Origin of the sequence: Streptomyces anthophorae (assembly GCF_049310305.1) — a bacterium.
GTDB lineage: Bacteria > Actinomycetota > Actinomycetes > Streptomycetales > Streptomycetaceae > Streptomyces.
The window spans coordinates 6,874,407-6,889,673 of sequence record NZ_JBLWQQ010000001.1; the positions used below are offsets into that span (position 1 = coordinate 6,874,407).

At 71.0% G+C, this 15,267-nt stretch carries 14 protein-coding genes; 11 read left to right on the top strand and 3 right to left on the bottom strand.

Annotated elements, in window-relative coordinates; translation table 11 throughout:
* Positions 1–294: 294 nt before the first annotated feature.
* The 11 genes from ACNYS0_RS31215 (at position 295) to ACNYS0_RS31265 (ending at position 13,523) form a co-directional block, all read left to right on the top strand.
* The gene (locus tag ACNYS0_RS31215) at positions 295–1,980 is read left to right on the top strand and encodes a CTP synthase (protein WP_422478277.1); all 1,686 of its coding nucleotides are present in this window, start codon (positions 295–297) and stop codon (positions 1,978–1,980) included.
* A gap of 105 nt (positions 1,981–2,085) precedes the next feature.
* A complete protein-coding gene (locus ACNYS0_RS31220; RefSeq protein ID WP_422478279.1) occupies positions 2,086–2,724 on the top strand; it encodes an NUDIX domain-containing protein in 639 nt (212 codons plus the stop codon).
* A gap of 345 nt (positions 2,725–3,069) precedes the next feature.
* On the top strand, positions 3,070–5,052 hold the full coding sequence (locus ACNYS0_RS31225; RefSeq protein WP_422482825.1) for a tetratricopeptide repeat protein: 1,983 nt from the start codon (positions 3,070–3,072) through the stop codon (positions 5,050–5,052).
* 145 nt (positions 5,053–5,197) lie between these two features.
* A complete protein-coding gene (ald, locus tag ACNYS0_RS31230; protein WP_422478281.1) occupies positions 5,198–6,313 on the top strand; it encodes an alanine dehydrogenase in 1,116 nt (371 codons plus the stop codon).
* A 342-nt stretch (positions 6,314–6,655) separates the two neighbouring features.
* Positions 6,656–7,834, top strand: a complete 1,179-nt coding sequence (locus ACNYS0_RS31235) for a ParA family protein (protein ID WP_422478283.1) — start codon at positions 6,656–6,658, stop codon at positions 7,832–7,834.
* Complete coding sequence (locus ACNYS0_RS31240; protein WP_422406478.1) at positions 7,819–8,397, top strand: hypothetical protein; 579 nt, start codon at positions 7,819–7,821, stop codon at positions 8,395–8,397. The genes ACNYS0_RS31235 and ACNYS0_RS31240 overlap by 16 nt, the downstream gene beginning before the upstream one ends.
* Before the next feature lie 357 nt (positions 8,398–8,754).
* Entirely contained in the window at positions 8,755–9,852 is a 1,098-nt protein-coding gene (locus tag ACNYS0_RS31245) for a segregation and condensation protein A (RefSeq protein ID WP_422482826.1), read from the top strand.
* Positions 9,849–10,481, top strand: a complete 633-nt coding sequence (gene scpB, locus ACNYS0_RS31250; protein ID WP_422478285.1) for an SMC-Scp complex subunit ScpB — start codon at positions 9,849–9,851, stop codon at positions 10,479–10,481. The genes ACNYS0_RS31245 and scpB overlap by 4 nt, the downstream gene beginning before the upstream one ends.
* Before the next feature lie 11 nt (positions 10,482–10,492).
* On the top strand, positions 10,493–11,683 hold the full coding sequence (locus ACNYS0_RS31255) for a pseudouridine synthase (RefSeq protein WP_422478287.1): 1,191 nt from the start codon (positions 10,493–10,495) through the stop codon (positions 11,681–11,683).
* An 80-nt stretch (positions 11,684–11,763) separates the two neighbouring features.
* Positions 11,764–12,510 carry an NUDIX hydrolase gene (locus ACNYS0_RS31260; protein WP_422478289.1) on the top strand — a complete coding sequence of 249 codons (747 nt, stop codon included), beginning with the start codon at positions 11,764–11,766 and terminating at the stop codon, positions 12,508–12,510.
* Positions 12,507–13,523 (top strand): ADP-ribosylglycohydrolase family protein, encoded by a 1,017-nt coding sequence (locus tag ACNYS0_RS31265; protein WP_422478291.1) that lies wholly within the window; start codon positions 12,507–12,509, stop codon positions 13,521–13,523. Before ACNYS0_RS31260 ends, ACNYS0_RS31265 begins: the two co-directional genes overlap by 4 nt.
* Here the strand turns inward: ACNYS0_RS31265 and ACNYS0_RS31270 are convergent.
* The 3 genes from ACNYS0_RS31270 to ACNYS0_RS31280 are packed head-to-tail and all read right to left on the bottom strand — an operon-like array spanning position 13,513 to position 15,267.
* Positions 13,513–14,202, bottom strand: coding sequence for a nucleotidyltransferase domain-containing protein (locus ACNYS0_RS31270; protein WP_422478293.1), 690 nt, complete (start codon positions 14,200–14,202; stop codon positions 13,513–13,515). The genes ACNYS0_RS31265 and ACNYS0_RS31270 overlap by 11 nt on opposite strands.
* Positions 14,203–14,224: 22 nt before the next feature.
* Entirely contained in the window at positions 14,225–14,692 is a 468-nt protein-coding gene (locus ACNYS0_RS31275; protein WP_422478295.1) for a Rieske (2Fe-2S) protein, read from the bottom strand.
* Positions 14,689–15,267: a DUF6529 family protein gene (locus tag ACNYS0_RS31280; RefSeq protein ID WP_422478297.1), complete on the bottom strand. Its 579-nt coding sequence runs from the start codon at positions 15,265–15,267 to the stop codon at positions 14,689–14,691. The genes ACNYS0_RS31275 and ACNYS0_RS31280 overlap by 4 nt, the downstream gene beginning before the upstream one ends.

The following is a 15,267-nucleotide window of genomic DNA, read 5'->3' on the forward strand; positions in this document are numbered from 1 at the left end:
GTGACTCGCCAGCCGAGTGTCCGAGCAGGATACGACGCGCTCAAGTGATCCGCGTGCCGCTCACCGCAACACGTCTCGGCCGTACGGGTGACTCTCCACCCCTTGTCCCACCTGCGTGGTGGGCTGTGCGCGGAGCGTGGCCGGAAGCAGCCTCGCCTCGTCGCTGATACCCTGGTAGCCCGTGAGCCGGTGGTCATAGAACCCCCGAACCGCAGCGACGGCGCACCCCGAAAACTCGGGCGAGCGCGTCGGCACGCACCCCACGACCGCGACCACGGGAGCCCCCTCTTGGCCATGCAGCCGAAATCTTCGACGACCAAGCACATCTTCGTCACTGGGGGTGTCGCCTCGTCCCTCGGTAAGGGCCTCACCGCCTCCAGCCTCGGCATGCTGCTCAAGGCCCGTGGCCTCCGCGTCGTCATGCAGAAGCTCGACCCGTACCTGAACGTCGACCCGGGCACGATGAACCCCTTCCAGCACGGCGAGGTGTTCGTCACCAACGACGGCGCCGAGACGGACCTGGACATCGGCCACTACGAGCGCTTCCTCGACATCGACTTCGACGGCTCGGCCAACGTGACCACCGGCCAGGTGTACTCGCAGGTCATCGCCAAGGAGCGGCGTGGCGAGTACCTCGGCGACACCGTCCAGGTCATCCCGCACATCACGAACGAGATCAAGCACCGCATCCGCCGCATGGCGACGGACGAGGTCGACGTCGTGATCACCGAGGTCGGCGGCACCGTCGGCGACATCGAGTCGCTGCCGTTCCTGGAGACCGTCCGTCAGGTCCGCCACGAGGTCGGCCGTGACAACGTGCTGGTCGTCCACATTTCCCTCCTGCCGTACATCGGCCCGTCGGGTGAGTTGAAGACGAAGCCGACCCAGCACTCGGTTGCGGCCCTGCGGAACATCGGTATCCAGCCGGACGCCATCGTGCTGCGCTGCGACCGTGAGGTCCCGACCGCGATCAAGCGCAAGATCTCGCTGATGTGCGATGTCGACGAGGCCGCGGTCGTCGCCTGCCCCGACGCCCCCTCGATCTACGACATCCCGAAGGTCGTGCACGGCGAGGGCCTGGACGCGTACGCCGTCCGCAAGCTGGACCTGCCGTTCCGCGACGTGGACTGGACGCAGTGGGACGACCTGCTCGGCCGCGTCCACAAGCCGGACCACGAGATCGTCATGGCCCTTGTCGGCAAGTACATCGACCTGCCCGACGCCTACCTGTCGGTGACCGAGGCGCTGCGCGCCGGCGGCTTCGCCAACCGGGCCAAGGTCAAGATCAAGTGGGTCACGTCGGACGACTGCAAGACCCCGGCCGGTGCCAAGAAGACGCTCGGCGACGTCGACGCGATCTGCATCCCCGGCGGCTTCGGCGACCGCGGCGTGTCCGGCAAGGTCGGCGCGATCCAGTTCGCCCGCGAGAACAAGATCCCGCTGCTCGGCCTCTGCCTGGGCCTCCAGTGCACGGTGATCGAGGCCGCGCGGAACCTCGCGGACATCCCGGACGCCAACTCCACCGAGTTCGACGCGGCCACGGCCCACCCGGTCATCTCGACCATGGCCGAGCAGCTCGACATCGTCGCCGGTGAGGGCGACATGGGCGGCACCATGCGGCTCGGCATGTACCCGGCGAAGCTCGCCGAGGGCTCCATCGTGCGCGAGGTGTACGACAACAAGGAGTACGTCGAGGAGCGCCACCGGCACCGCTACGAGGTGAACAACGCGTACCGCGCCGAGCTGGAGAAGAAGGCGGGCCTCCAGTTCTCCGGCCTGTCGCCCGACGGCAAGCTCGTCGAGTACGTCGAGTACCCGCGTGAGGTCCACCCGTACCTGGTCGCCACGCAGGCGCACCCGGAGCTGCGCTCGCGTCCGACGCGTCCGCACCCGCTGTTCGCCGGTCTGGTGAAGGCGGCCGTGGAGCGCAAGGTGAAGGCGGCGCAGGGCGGTTCGGCGAGCGCGAAGAAGGCCAAGTAAGGCTTGTAACAACAGCGATGTACGGTTACCGGGGTGTACGCCTTTGCGGCGTGCGCCCCGGTTTCTTGTGAGTACCGCTCATGCGTACGTAGGAGGGCTTTCGGTATGTCGGCCAACACGCCGCTCGTGGACACCGCCGAGAAGTGGGAGGTCCGGGCGACCGACACCCCCTTCGTCGGGAACAAGACCTCCGTGCGTACGGACGACGTCGTGATGCCGGACGGGTCCGTCGCCCGGCGCGACTACCAGGTGCACCCCGGCTCGGTGGCCGTGGTGGCCCTCGATGACCAGAACCGGGTGCTGCTCCTCAAGCAGTACCGGCACCCCGTGGGCATGAAGCTCTGGGAGATCCCGGCGGGTCTTCTGGACATCCCCGGTGAGAACCCGCTGCACGCGGCGCAGCGCGAGCTGTACGAAGAGGTGCACGTCAAGGCCGAGGACTGGCGGGTCCTCACGGACGTCTACACGACGCCGGGCGGCTGCTCCGAGGCCGTACGCATCTTCCTCGCGCGGGACCTCTCCGAGGCGGAGGGCGAGCGGTTCGAGGTGGAGGAGGAAGAGGCGGACATGGAGTTCGCGCGGGTGCCGCTGCCGGAGCTGGTCCAGGGTGTGCTCGCGGGTGAGCTGCACAACAACTGCCTTGTGGTGGGCGCGCTTTCGCTGGCCGCGGCTTTGGCGGGCGACGGCCTCGACGCGCTGCGTCCGGCGTTGGCGGAGTGGCCGGCGCGGCCGTTCGAGGCGTGACGCCACCGTGGTTGCGGCCTCGGGGCTCTGCCCCGGACCCCGCGCCTCAGTCGCCGGCGGGGCTTGATTTGCGATTGAGTGGTCACATCATCCGTTGATCCGATCAGGGGACTTGGGCGCGCCGCCCGCCAAGGGCACCCGCATCCCCTCAACTAGGCTCGGGAACGCCCCCTGCCGACCCCCGGAGGGGATGGGTGAGACGGAGCGTGGCCCGTGACGGATCAGGCGGTCGAGTCGGACGACGTGACGGAGGCCGAGTCGGCCCCCGGACGGCCCCGCAAACGGCGTCGCACCCGTCGGGCGCAAGAGGTGGCGGAGCGTCAGTTCCTGGGACGCAAGCGGGAGTTGTCGCAGCTCCGGTCCGACATCGAGCGGGCCGGACTCGACACGCTCTCGGGGCGCAAGGCGCCCCGTGCCCGGGTGCTCCTGATCGCGGGACGCCCGGGTACGGGACGCACCGCCCTCGCCGAGGAGCTGTTGCGGGGCGTCCGCGACCAGTACCCCGACGGCACCCTGCGGACCCGCCTCACCGCCCCCGACGGCACCCCCGTCCCCACCGAACACGTCCTGCGCGACCTGCTGGACACCCTCGGACTGCCCGCCCCGCCCGGTGAGAACGCCGACGACCTCTCCGAGCGGCTGCGCGAAGGACTCGCGGTCCGCCGCGTGGTGCTGCTGCTCGACGACGCGGGCAGCGCCGAACAGGTCGACCCGCTGCTCCCCGACACCCCGGACTGCCTCGCCGTGGCCGTCGCCGAGGGCCCGCTGACCGGCATCCCGGACGTGCGGCCCTGCACGCTCGGCGGCCTCGACACCAAGGCCGCGCTCGAACTCCTCACCTGGCACACCGGTTCGGTCCGGGTCACCTGCGACCCGCGCTCGGCCGAGTCCCTGGTGGAGCTGTGCGGTGCGGGACCCGCCGCCCTGGAGATCGCCGGCGGCTGGCTCGCCGCACGCCCCAAGGAATCCGTCGCCGACCTGGCCAAGCAGCTGCACGCCCTCGAACCCGACGGCTCGGCCCTCGCCCGCGTCTTCCGCTTCGCCTACGAGTCGCTGCCGGGCCCCGCCGCCCGGATACTGCGCTACCTGTGCCTCGCCCCCGCGGGACTCGTCGACCCGCACACCGCGTCGGCGCTCGCCGGCTGCTCGGTCGCGGCGGCCCACTCCACCCTCGACGCCTTCGTCACCCTCGGCCTGGTCCGCGGCGTGGACTCCGAGCTGCCGCAGTACGAGGTGCCCGGCTGCCTCGCGCCGTTCCTGCGCGGCCTCACCGAGACCGTCGACCGCCCCGCCGAGGTGCAGCTGGCCCGCGCCCGGATGCTGGAGCGGACCGTGCGGCTGCTCACCTCGTGCCGCGCCGTCACCGAACCCGACGGCTCCCCGGCCCGCAAGAAGCTCGCCGGGCTGCCGAGCGCCCTGCGCTTCGCCGACCGGGAGGCGGCCGCCGGATGGCTGCGCGCGCGGCAGCCCGCGCTGCTCGCCGCGGCCCGGCTCGCCGTGGCCGACGGGGAGTTGGACACGCTCGCCCGGCGCCTGATGGCCGCCCTCGTACGGGCGATCGTGGCCCACCGGGGGACCGAGGACGCCGCGTCCGAGCTGTACGGGATCCACCGGCTCGTGCTCGACGTCGCCGAGCGGCGCGAGCTGCCGAGGGAGAAGGCCGCGGCCCTGCTCAACCTCGCCGACCTCGACGCCAGGACCGGCCGCACCCACGAGGCCCTGGCCCGCTACCGGGCCGCGCTCGACGCGGGGCGCGCCGCACGGGACCCGTACGCGACGGGCCGCGCGATGGAATCCGTAGGCGGCGCCTACCAGTCGCTGGGGGACTGGCAGCGGGCCGCCGACTGGTACGGACGGGCCCTCGCCCAGCGGCTCACGCGCGGCGAGCGGGCCGACGCCGCGCGCCTGCACGGGCGGATCGCGGGAGTCCACACGTACGCGGGCCGCTACGGCGAGGCGCAGCGGTCCCTGCGCTCGGCCCTCGCCGGCTACCGCAAGGAGGGTGACGTGCCCGCGCAGGCCCGGGCCCTGAGCGAGTTGGCGCGGGTGCTCGAGTACGCCGGCCGGCCCGAGGAGTCGCTGCACACCTGCCAGGAGGCGATCGAGTGGGCGCGCCAGGCGCAGGACACACGGTTGCAGGCCGCGCTCCAGCTGCGCCTCGCCGACACGCTCGACCGGCTCGGCGACCCCACCGCCGCCAAGCTGCACCGCGGTGCGGCCGAGCGCATGCTGGGAGAGGAGCTGGCAGCTCCGGAGGGAGCGGAGGCAAAACCTTCGGAACAAGCCGCTAACACCTGCGAAATCCGTAGTGCATCCGCAGAAGATTGATGCTTCGAAAGGCTAGACAGCTCAATAACCTTCATTAGACTGGCTCTGCCGCGGTCATCCGTGGCGTCTCCCGGCGCGTCCAGTGATGTGCCGCTATGTAGTGCATTGCCCGTTTTAACCCCTGAGCCAAGGACCGTGATCGACGATGAAGGTCGGCATCCCCCGCGAGGTCAAGAACAACGAGTTCCGGGTGGCCATCACCCCGGCCGGCGTCCATGAGCTGGTACGCCACGGCCACCAGGTCTTCGTCGAGCAGAACGCCGGCGTCGGCTCCTCGATCACGGACGCCGAGTACGTCTCGGCGGGCGCGCAGATCCTCGGCACCGCCGACGAGGTCTGGGCCACGGCGGACCTGCTCCTGAAGGTCAAGGAGCCCATCGCGGAGGAGTACCACCGTCTCCGCAAGGACCAGACGCTCTTCACGTACCTGCACCTGGCCGCGTCCAAGGAGTGCACGGACGCGCTCCTGGAGTCCGGCACGACCGCCATCGCGTACGAGACGGTCGAGACCGCGAACCGCCAGCTGCCGCTGCTCGCCCCGATGTCCGAGGTCGCGGGCCGCCTCGCCCCGCAGGTCGGCGCCTACCACCTGCTGGCCGCCAACGGCGGCCGCGGCGTGCTGCCCGGCGGCGTCCCCGGCGTGCACGCGGGCAAGGCCGTCGTCATCGGCGGTGGCGTCTCCGGCTGGAACGCCGCGACGATCGCCATCGGCATGGGCTTCCACGTGACCCTGCTTGACAAGGACATCAACAAGCTCAAGGAAGCCGACAAGATCTTCGGCACGAAGATCCAGACCGTCGTCTCCAACGCCTTCGAGCTGGAGAAGGCCTGCCTCGAGGCCGACCTCGTCATCGGCGCCGTCCTGATCCCCGGCGCCAAGGCGCCGAAGCTGGTCACCAACGAGCTCGTGTCCCGTATGAAGCCCGGAAGTGTCCTTGTCGACATTGCGATCGACCAGGGCGGCTGCTTCGAGGACTCGCACGCGACCACGCACGCCGAGCCGACCTTCAAGGTGCACAATTCGGTCTTCTACTGCGTCGCCAACATGCCCGGCGCGGTGCCGAACACCTCCACGCACGCGCTGACCAACGCGACGATGCCGTACATCGTCGAGCTGGCCAATCGCGGCTGGGCCGAGGCCCTGCGCCGCGACCCGGCCCTCGCCCTGGGGCTCAACACCCATGACGGCAAGGTCGTTTACAAGGAGGTCGCCGAGGCCCACGGTCTCGAGCACGTCGAGCTGGAGAGCCTGCTCGGCTGACCTGTCTCCAAGGCGACGTCAACAAAAGTCGTCAATCTCACGCCTACGGCCGGACCTTGTGAGGGGTCCGGCCGTACGTGTAGGGGATCAGGACGGGTCCGGACATGGTCAACTCGCCGCGAACGTAACCCTTTACCCGATTCGCGCGGCGACGAAATGCACCGAAGAGCCGTCGTACGCCCTTGACATGAGGGTGTTTCGTTACCGACACATCGTGCCCGGTCCGGCGGATTGTGTTGCTGCGGAGTGGTGACACGCCATAGAGTCGCCAACCGTCGGCATGGTGCCACGCTGACCTATCGATAAATGTTCCTGGTCACATCCAAGGAGGTAAGACGACTTGTGAATGAGTCGACATTTACTCCCGGAGGTGGCCAGCCAGGCGGACGGGTTTCCGCGGGGCTTCAGGCTGTCGGCCCCGTCGCTGTGCGTACCTTCGCTGCCCAACAGAGCAGTTATCAGGGCATCCCCCAGCAGACGCCGACGCAGACAGCAGACCAGAGCATGGATGGCCATCACGTGAACGCCATGGCCGGCGACCGAAGTGGCGACACACAAAGCCACTTCGCCGACTACGACGAACTGCCCGAGGGGCACTTCTACGACCCCGACGCCGAATACGAGCCGGACCCCGAGTACGCGGCCACGCTCGCCCCCGACGCTGCCCGCCAGCGCCGCGAGCGCGTCGGTCCCACCGGGCGTCCGCTGCCGTACTTCCCGATCCCAGGACCGCTGACCGATCACGGCCCGGCGAAGATCATCGCGATGTGCAACCAGAAGGGCGGCGTCGGCAAGACCACGTCGACCATCAACCTGGGTGCCGCGCTCGCCGAGTACGGACGCCGGGTCCTGCTCGTCGACTTCGACCCGCAGGGTGCCCTGTCGGTCGGCCTCGGCGTGAACCCGATGGAACTCGACCTCACGGTCTACAACCTGCTCATGGAGCGGGGGATGGCCGCGGACGAGGTCCTGCTGAAGACCGCCGTTCCGAACATGGACCTGCTCCCCAGCAATATCGACTTGTCCGCTGCCGAGGTGCAGTTGGTCAGCGAGGTGGCGCGCGAGTCCACGTTGCAGCGGGCGCTCAAGCCGCTGATGGCCGATTACGACTACATCGTGATCGACTGTCAGCCCTCGCTCGGCCTGCTGACCGTGAACGCGCTGACGGCCGCTCACAAGGTCATCGTCCCGCTGGAGTGCGAGTTCTTCGCGCTGCGTGGTGTGGCCCTGCTGACCGAGACCATCGAGAAGGTCCAGGAGCGGCTCAACCCGGACCTGGAGCTCGACGGGATCCTCGCCACGATGTACGACTCGCGGACCGTGCACAGCCGTGAGGTGCTCGCGCGCGTCGTGGAGGCGTTCGACAACAACGTCTACCACACGGTGATCGGCAGAACCGTTCGCTTCCCGGAGACCACGGTCGCCGGTGAGCCGATCACCACGTACGCCTCCAACTCGGTCGGTGCCGCGGCCTATCGTCAGCTTGCCAGGGAGGTGCTCGCCCGGTGTCACGCCGAGTGAGTCTGCCGGGGGCCGACGAACTGTTCCGTACGACCGGGGGCATGGGGTTGCAGGCGTCGTCGCCGAGACGCTCGGCGAACGGCGAGGCGCGGGTTCCCTCCCCTGCCGGGGAGAGCGACGAGGCGGCCGCCTCGGACGGTGACGCGGAGGCGGCTCCGGCCTCCTCCGCCTCCGGTGAGCACTCCGCGGCCGAGGCCGAGTCGGACGCCGGGTCGCGGACCCGGGCCGCCGCCGCGGAAGGCGCGGAGAAGGCGGGGCGCAGGGCCTCCGGCGGGGCGCAGGAAGGTTCCGGTGGGCGTGGGTCGTCCGCGGCGGCGCGGAAGCGGTCGCGGGCGGCCAATCGGCGGCCCAGTGGGCGCGAGCGGCACGACGAGAAGATCACCGTGTACGTCTCCGCCGAGGAGCTGATGGACCTCGAGCACGCGCGGCTCGTGCTGCGCGGTGAGCACGGGCTGGCCGTCGACCGGGGGCGCATCGTGCGTGAGGCGGTCGCCGTGGTCCTGGCCGATCTGGAGTCCCGTGGGGACGCGAGCATTCTTGTACGTCGGCTGCGGGGGCGCTAGCCGCTGGGCGGGTAGCGTCCTGGGTTGATGTCCGTCAACGAATCCTCTGCCTCTTCGCCCGACCGGGGCGCGCCGCGGCGTGCGCTGGGGCGGGGGCCGCTTGCTGAAGCGGAGTCCGCGCCCTCCGAACCCTCGGCCGGAACCGGGGGCCGCCTTGCCCACCCTGCCGCCCAAGGCGGCAGATTGCCCAAGGCGGCGGCGCCCGAAGCGGAGGCGGCGGCGCCCGGAGCGGGTGGGGGAGCTCAGGCGGCGCCCGAAGAGGCCGGCGAGACCTCAGCGGCGGCGGCTGAAGTGGGTGGAGAAGCCCAGGCGGTGGCGCTCGAAGAGGGCGGTGAGACGCGGGCGGCGGCGCTCGAAGTGGGTAGTGAAGCCCAGGCGGCGTCTCCCGAAGCGGAGGCTGCGGCGCCCGGAGCGGGTGGGGGAGCCCAGGAGGTGGCGCTCGAGGAGGGCGGCGAGACCCCAGCGGCGGCGCCTGAAGTGGGTGGGGGAGCCCAGGAGGTGGCGCCCGAAGAGGGCGGCGAGACCCCAGCGGCGGCGCCCGAAGTGGGCGGCGAGACCCCAGCGGCGGCGGCCCAAGAGGGGGGCGCAGCCGTTGAGGCTGGCGGTGAGGGCGATGACGGGAAGTTCAAGGTTCGGCTCGATAATTTCGAGGGGCCGTTCGATCTTCTGTTGCAGCTCATCTCCAAGCACAAGCTCGACGTCACCGAGGTCGCGCTCTCCAAGGTCACCGATGAGTTCATGGCCCACATCCGGGCCATGGGGCCGGACTGGGACCTCGACCAGACGACGGAGTTCCTGGTCGTCGCCGCGACGCTGCTCGACCTGAAGGCCGCCCGCCTGCTGCCCGCGGCCGAGGTGGAGGACGAGGCGGACCTGGCCCTCCTGGAGGCGCGGGACCTGCTGTTCGCGCGGCTGTTGCAGTACCGCGCGTACAAGCGGATCGCCGACATCTTCAGCGAGCGGATGGAGGACGAGGGGCGGCGGTACCCGCGGACCGTGGGCCTGGAGCCGCACCACGCCGAGCTGCTGCCCGACGTCGTGATCAACATCGGCGCCGAGGGGTTCGCCAGGCTGGCCGTGAAGGCGATGCAGCCGAAGCCCAAGCCGCAGGTGTACGTCGAGCACATCCACGCGCCGCTGGTGAGCGTGCAGGAGCAGGCCCAGCTCGTCGTCGCCCGGCTCAAGGAGGTCGGCGAGGCCCCGTTCCGGGAGCTCGTCGCCGACACCGACGACACGCTCACCGTCGTCGCCCGCTTCCTGGCCCTGCTTGAGCTGTACCGGGAGAAGGCCGTCGGGCTCGATCAGGAGACCCCGCTGGGGGAGCTGGTCGTGCGCTGGACCGGCGGCGACGCCGACGCCGAGCCCGTGGTGACGGACGAGTTCGACAGGGCGCCCGAGGTGCCCGAGGCGCCGGGGGCCCCCGAGGTTCCCGAGCAGAAGGAGGCTGCCACGTGAGCGAGCAGGAGCCCGGAGGCGTGGCGGAGCTTGACCTCAAGCCCGCCCTGGAAGCCGTACTCATGGTGGTCGACGAGCCCGCCACCGAGGAGCATCTGGCCAAGATCCTTCAGCGGCCCAGGAGGGCCGTGAGCGACGCGCTGCGGGAGCTGGCCGACGAGTACCGCTCGCAGGGCCGCGGCTTCGAGCTGCGGCTCGTGGCGGGCGGCTGGCGCTTCTACACCCGGCCCGAGTACGCGGCCGCCGTCGAGGGCTTCGTCCTGGACGGGCAGGTGGCGAGGCTCACCCAGGCGGCTCTGGAGACCCTCGCGGTCGTCGCGTACCGGCAGCCGGTCAGCCGTTCCCGGGTCTCCGCGGTGCGCGGAGTGAACTGCGACGGGGTCATGAGGACCCTGTTGCAGCGGGGTCTGGTGGAGGAGGCGGGCGCGGAACCCGAAACAGGTGCGATCCTGTACAGGACGACGAACTATTTCCTGGAGCGGATGGGCCTGCGCGGCCTGGACGAGCTGCCGGAACTCGCGCCCTTCCTCCCCGAGGCGGACGCGATCGAGGGCGATACGCAGGAAGGGGTTCCGTCGTTCGACCCGGACGCACCCGATGCGCCGGGTGTCGAGGCAGTACCCGACTAGACGGAAATTTGATGCGAAGCAGCAGCGGCAGGAACAGCAGCGGAAACAACGGCGGGAGCCGTGGTGGCAACAGCAGCGGCCGCGGCGGGAACAGCGGGGGCCGTGGCAATCAGCGCGGCGCCGGCAACAACCGCGACGACAGGCGCGGTGGCGGCGGCTACCGCGACGACAAGCGTGACGACAGGCGGGACGAGAAGCGGGACGACAGGCCCGCGCGCCCGAAGCGGCCGCGTCCCGAGGAGCGGCTCTACGACGTAGGCCCGAACGCCACGAAGGACGGTCCGAAGGCGGGCCGTGGCGCCTCCGCGCGCGGCGGCGCCAAGGGCGGCCCCAAGCGCGGGCAGCAGCAGTCGGGCGGCCGTAACCGCACGGCTCCCTCGCGTTCGCGTGAGTACGAGACGCGGACCGAGGAGCGCAACCGCGAGCGGTACGCGGGCAAGCCGGAGGTCAAGCTCCCCAAGACCTTCCCCGGCGCCGAGCAGGAGGGCGAGCGGCTCCAGAAGGTGCTGGCCCGTGCCGGTTACGGTTCGCGGCGCGCCTGCGAGGAGCTGGTCGACGAGGCCCGTGTCGAGGTCAACGGCGAGATCGTCATGGAGCAGGGCCTCCGTGTCGACACGGAGAAGGACGAGATCAAGGTCGACGGTCTGACCGTGGCCACGCAGTCGTACCAGTTCTTCGCGCTGAACAAGCCGGTCGGTGTCGTCTCCACCATGGAGGACAACGAGGGGCGCCAGTGCCTGGGCGACTACACGAACAACCGTGAGACGCGCCTCTTCCACGTCGGCCGGCTCGACACGGAGACCGAGGGCGTCATCCTGCTCACCAACCACGGTGAGCTGGCCCACCGCCTCACGCACCCGAAGTACGGCGTGAAGAAGGTCTACCTCGCGCACCTCGTGGGCCCGATCCCGCGCGATCTGGGCAAGCGGCTCAAGGACGGCATCGAGCTGGAGGACGGGTACGCGCGCGCGGACCACTTCCGCATCGTCGAGCAGACCGGCAAGAACTACCTGGTCGAGGTCACCCTGCACGAGGGCCGCAAGCACATCGTGCGGCGGATGCTGGCCGAGGCCGGCTTCCCGGTCGACAAGCTGGTGCGGGTCGCCTTCGGCCCGATCACGCTGGGCGACCAGAAGTCGGGCTGGCTGCGGCGGCTGTCGAACACCGAGGTCGGCATGCTGATGCAGGAGGTCGACCTGTAGGTCGCGCCTTCGCGGGTCTTGTGTGCGGCGGCCCCCTCCTTTTAAGGTCTGTTGGACCAATAAAGGGAGGGGGCCCTCGCATGTCCGACAACGGCACCGTGGCGGACTACGACAAGTACGCCTACGAGCCCTTCGCCGTCACCGTCGACCTGGCCGTGTTCACGCTCCGGTCGGGACAGCTGCACATCCTGCTCGTCGAGCGCGGCCACGAGCCCTACGCGGGGCGCTGGGCGCTGCCCGGCGGGTTCCTGGAGCCGCACGAGTCCGCGGAGGCGGCGGCGCGCCGCGAGCTCGCCGAGGAGACCGGGCTCGCCGACGTCGCCGGGCTGCACCTGGAACAGCTGCGTACGTACAGCGAACCGGGGCGCGACCCCCGGATGCGGGTGGTGTCCGTCGCGTTCGCCGCGCTCGTGCCCGACGCCCCGCAGGCGCACGGCGGCGGGGACGCGGCGCGAGCGGCCTGGCTGCCGTACGGGACCCAGGGCCCGCTCGCCTTCGATCACGACCGGATCCTCGCCGACGCCCAGATCCGGATCGGAGGGAAGCTGGAGTACACCTGCCTGGCCACCGCGTTCTGTCCGCCCGAGTTCACGCTCGGCGAGCTGCGGCAGGTCTACGAGGTGGTGTGGGGGACCGACCTCGACCCGGCGAACTTCCGCCGCAAGGTGCTCGCGACGCCCGGCTTCGTCGAGCAGATCCCCGGCGCGTCCCGGCTCACCGGCGGGCGCGGCAAGCCCGCGGCGCTGTACCGGGCCGGCGACGCCACGTCGCTGCACCCACCGCTGCTGCGCCCCGCGCACGAGCCCTCGGAAAGGTCCCGCCGATGACGAAGAGTTCCGCCACCGGGTCGCTGCTCGGCCTCGCCCTCGGGGACGCGCTCGGCTACCCGACCGAGTTCAGCGACGTACCCGCCATCCTCGACAAGTACGGGCCCTGGCGGGAGCTGGAGCTGCCCGGCCACCCCGTCGCGTACATCACCGACGACACGCAGATGGCGCTCGCCGTGGCGCGGGCGCTGCACAGGAGCGGCCCCCTCGCGCCGGAGCGGTTCGAGCGCCCGCTGCGCGAGGAGTTCGTCGACTGGTACGAGTCGCCCGACAACAACCGCGCGCCCGGCAACACCTGTCTGCGCGCGTGCGCCCTCCTGAAGACCGAAAGCCGGTCCTGGCAGGAGGCCAGCCAGATCCACTCCAAGGGCTGCGGCGCCAATATGCGCGTCACGCCGCTCGGGCTCGTGCCCGGCCTGAGCGACGAACAGCGCGCGGGCGGTGCCCAGTTGCAGGCGGGCCTCACCCACGGCCACCCCACGGGCCTCGCCGCCGCCGACCTCACCGCGCACGCCGTGCGCCTCCTCGCCGCGGGCGCGGAGCCGACCGGCCTGGTCGGCCGACTCCGCTCCTACGCGTACGAGAACCGCGAGACGTACCACGAGGCCTGGCTCGGCGACCTGTGGCGGCGCGGCGAGGAACCGACGCCGCAGCGGTTCATCGCGCGCGGCTGGGACGAGTGCCTCGGCGTCCTCGACCGGCTGCGCGACGCGCTGCGCGAGCCGTCCCCCGAGACCGACCCGTGCCTCGCCACGGGTGCCGGCTGGATCGCGGAGGAGGCCCTGGCCACGGCCCTGCTGAGCTTCCTCCTCTTCGTCGACGAACCGGTCCTTGCGCTGCGCCGCGCCGCCTGCACCTCCGGCGACTCGGACTCGATCGCGGCCCTGGCCGGCGCCTTCGCGGGCGCCCACCTCGGTGCCGACGCGTGGCCCAAGGAGTGGACCGACCGCATCGAGCACCGGGAGGAGCTGTTGCGGTTCGGGGCGCAGTGGGACGCGCCGGTCACGGGCTGAGCGCGGCGGAGGCGCGCCGGGTGCGGATCAGGAAGGCCTCCACCCGGGCGCGGTCCGGTTCCGCGGGGAGCGGAGTGCGGGCCGCCGCCGCCTCCGCCTCGGTCGCCAGGCGCGTCATCCGGCGGTCCACCTCCGGCCAGGGCACCTCGCCGCGCTTCACCGCGAGCAGCGGTGCGCGGTCCTCGCCCACGTCGATCGTCAGCTTCCCGGTGCGCAGCAGGTCGCGGCAGGAGGTCAGGAGGCGCAGCAGGTGCATCGCGTGTTTCCAGCGCGGGGCGCCGTGGGTGCGGAGGTCCGCTTCGAGCTTCTTGCGTTGGCCCGCCGCGTAGCGGGCGAACGTTTCGTGCGCCCGGCGGGAGAGGAACGCCTCGCGCAGAGACAGGAGTTCGCGGCCCGTGTCCGTGACGTGCTCGACCTGGGGGGAGTGCAGGCACTCCAGGATGTTCGGGTTGGCGCGCAGCGCCAGTTCGCAGAAGCGCTCCAACTCCCAGGAGAACTGCTCGTCCGCCGGGCCGTCGACGTGCGTCGGCGGCTTCTCGAAGCGCCAGAAGAGCGGCGTCGGGGCGAGGTACACGCCCCGACGGTCCGTATCGCTCGCGTCCGTGGCCAGGCCGAACGCGCGCGAGCCCATGACGCAGGCGTAGATGGTGTGGTCGCGCACCAGGTGTTCCCCGTTCATGGGGTGAGGGTAGGCGCAGCGGTCAGGCCAGCGTGATCGAGTTTCCGGTGACCTTGATCTGCCGGGCGTCCAGGGGGCGGGGTGCCGGGCCGCCCGCCACCGAGGCGTCGGCGATCTTGAATTTCGAACCGTGGCAGGGACAGTTGATGGTGCCGCCGGATACGTCCTTGACCGTGCAGCCCTGGTGCGTGCAGACCGCGGAGAAGGCCTTGAAGTCGCCCTTGGTCGGCTGGGTCACCACGACCTTGTCGTCGGGGAAGACCTTGCCGCCGCCGACCGGGATGTCGGAGGTCCTGGCCAGTTCCTTGGCCGCGGGCGGGTTCTCGGATCCGGCGCCGGACGGTTTGGAGGCGGCCGGGGAGGGCTCCGATGCGGAGGTCTTCCCGCCCCCGTCGCCCCCGCCGCCCTCGTCCCCGTACTTGCTGCATCCCGCCGCCAGTGCCGCCGCGCCCGCGACGAGGACGCTCCTGCGCGACGCGGTGCGCCTCATGTCGTCACTCCCACCGTCCGGAAGAACCACAGTGCCGACGTCAACCACAGCAGCGTCAGGACCGCGAACGCGAGACCGCCCACCACCGGCAGCAGCCAGCCCGGCAACCGCTCCGTGCGCAGCAGCAGCATCTTGGCGCTGAACGCCCCGAAGAAGAAGCAGCCGAGGAACGAGTGCCACATGACCCGGGTCGAGTACGTCTGGTAGCCGAGCGCGTAGAGGCAGTGCACCGCCACGGGCACCGCGAGCAGGAACGCGATCCGGCCCGACCAGCGGTGCAGCGCGGGCGCCCAGGACGGGCCGCGCAGCTTCCCGTACACCATGAACGCCGAGACGATCTGGACCAGCGCGAAGGCGAAGGCCGCCGTCGCCAGCCAGGACTTCACCGCGCTCGTACTGGAGAAGCCGGCGAGGTTGAACGCCGTGCCCTCCGGGTCGTGCACCTTGCCGTACGCGCCGAGCGCCACGGCCACCACCGCCGCGACGAGCGTGGGGACCAGATAGCGGGCCACCGACGGGCGACGGTGGTCGGGGCTCGGGAAATCCTGGGTGGCGGCGTTCGGGTCGACGGTCAT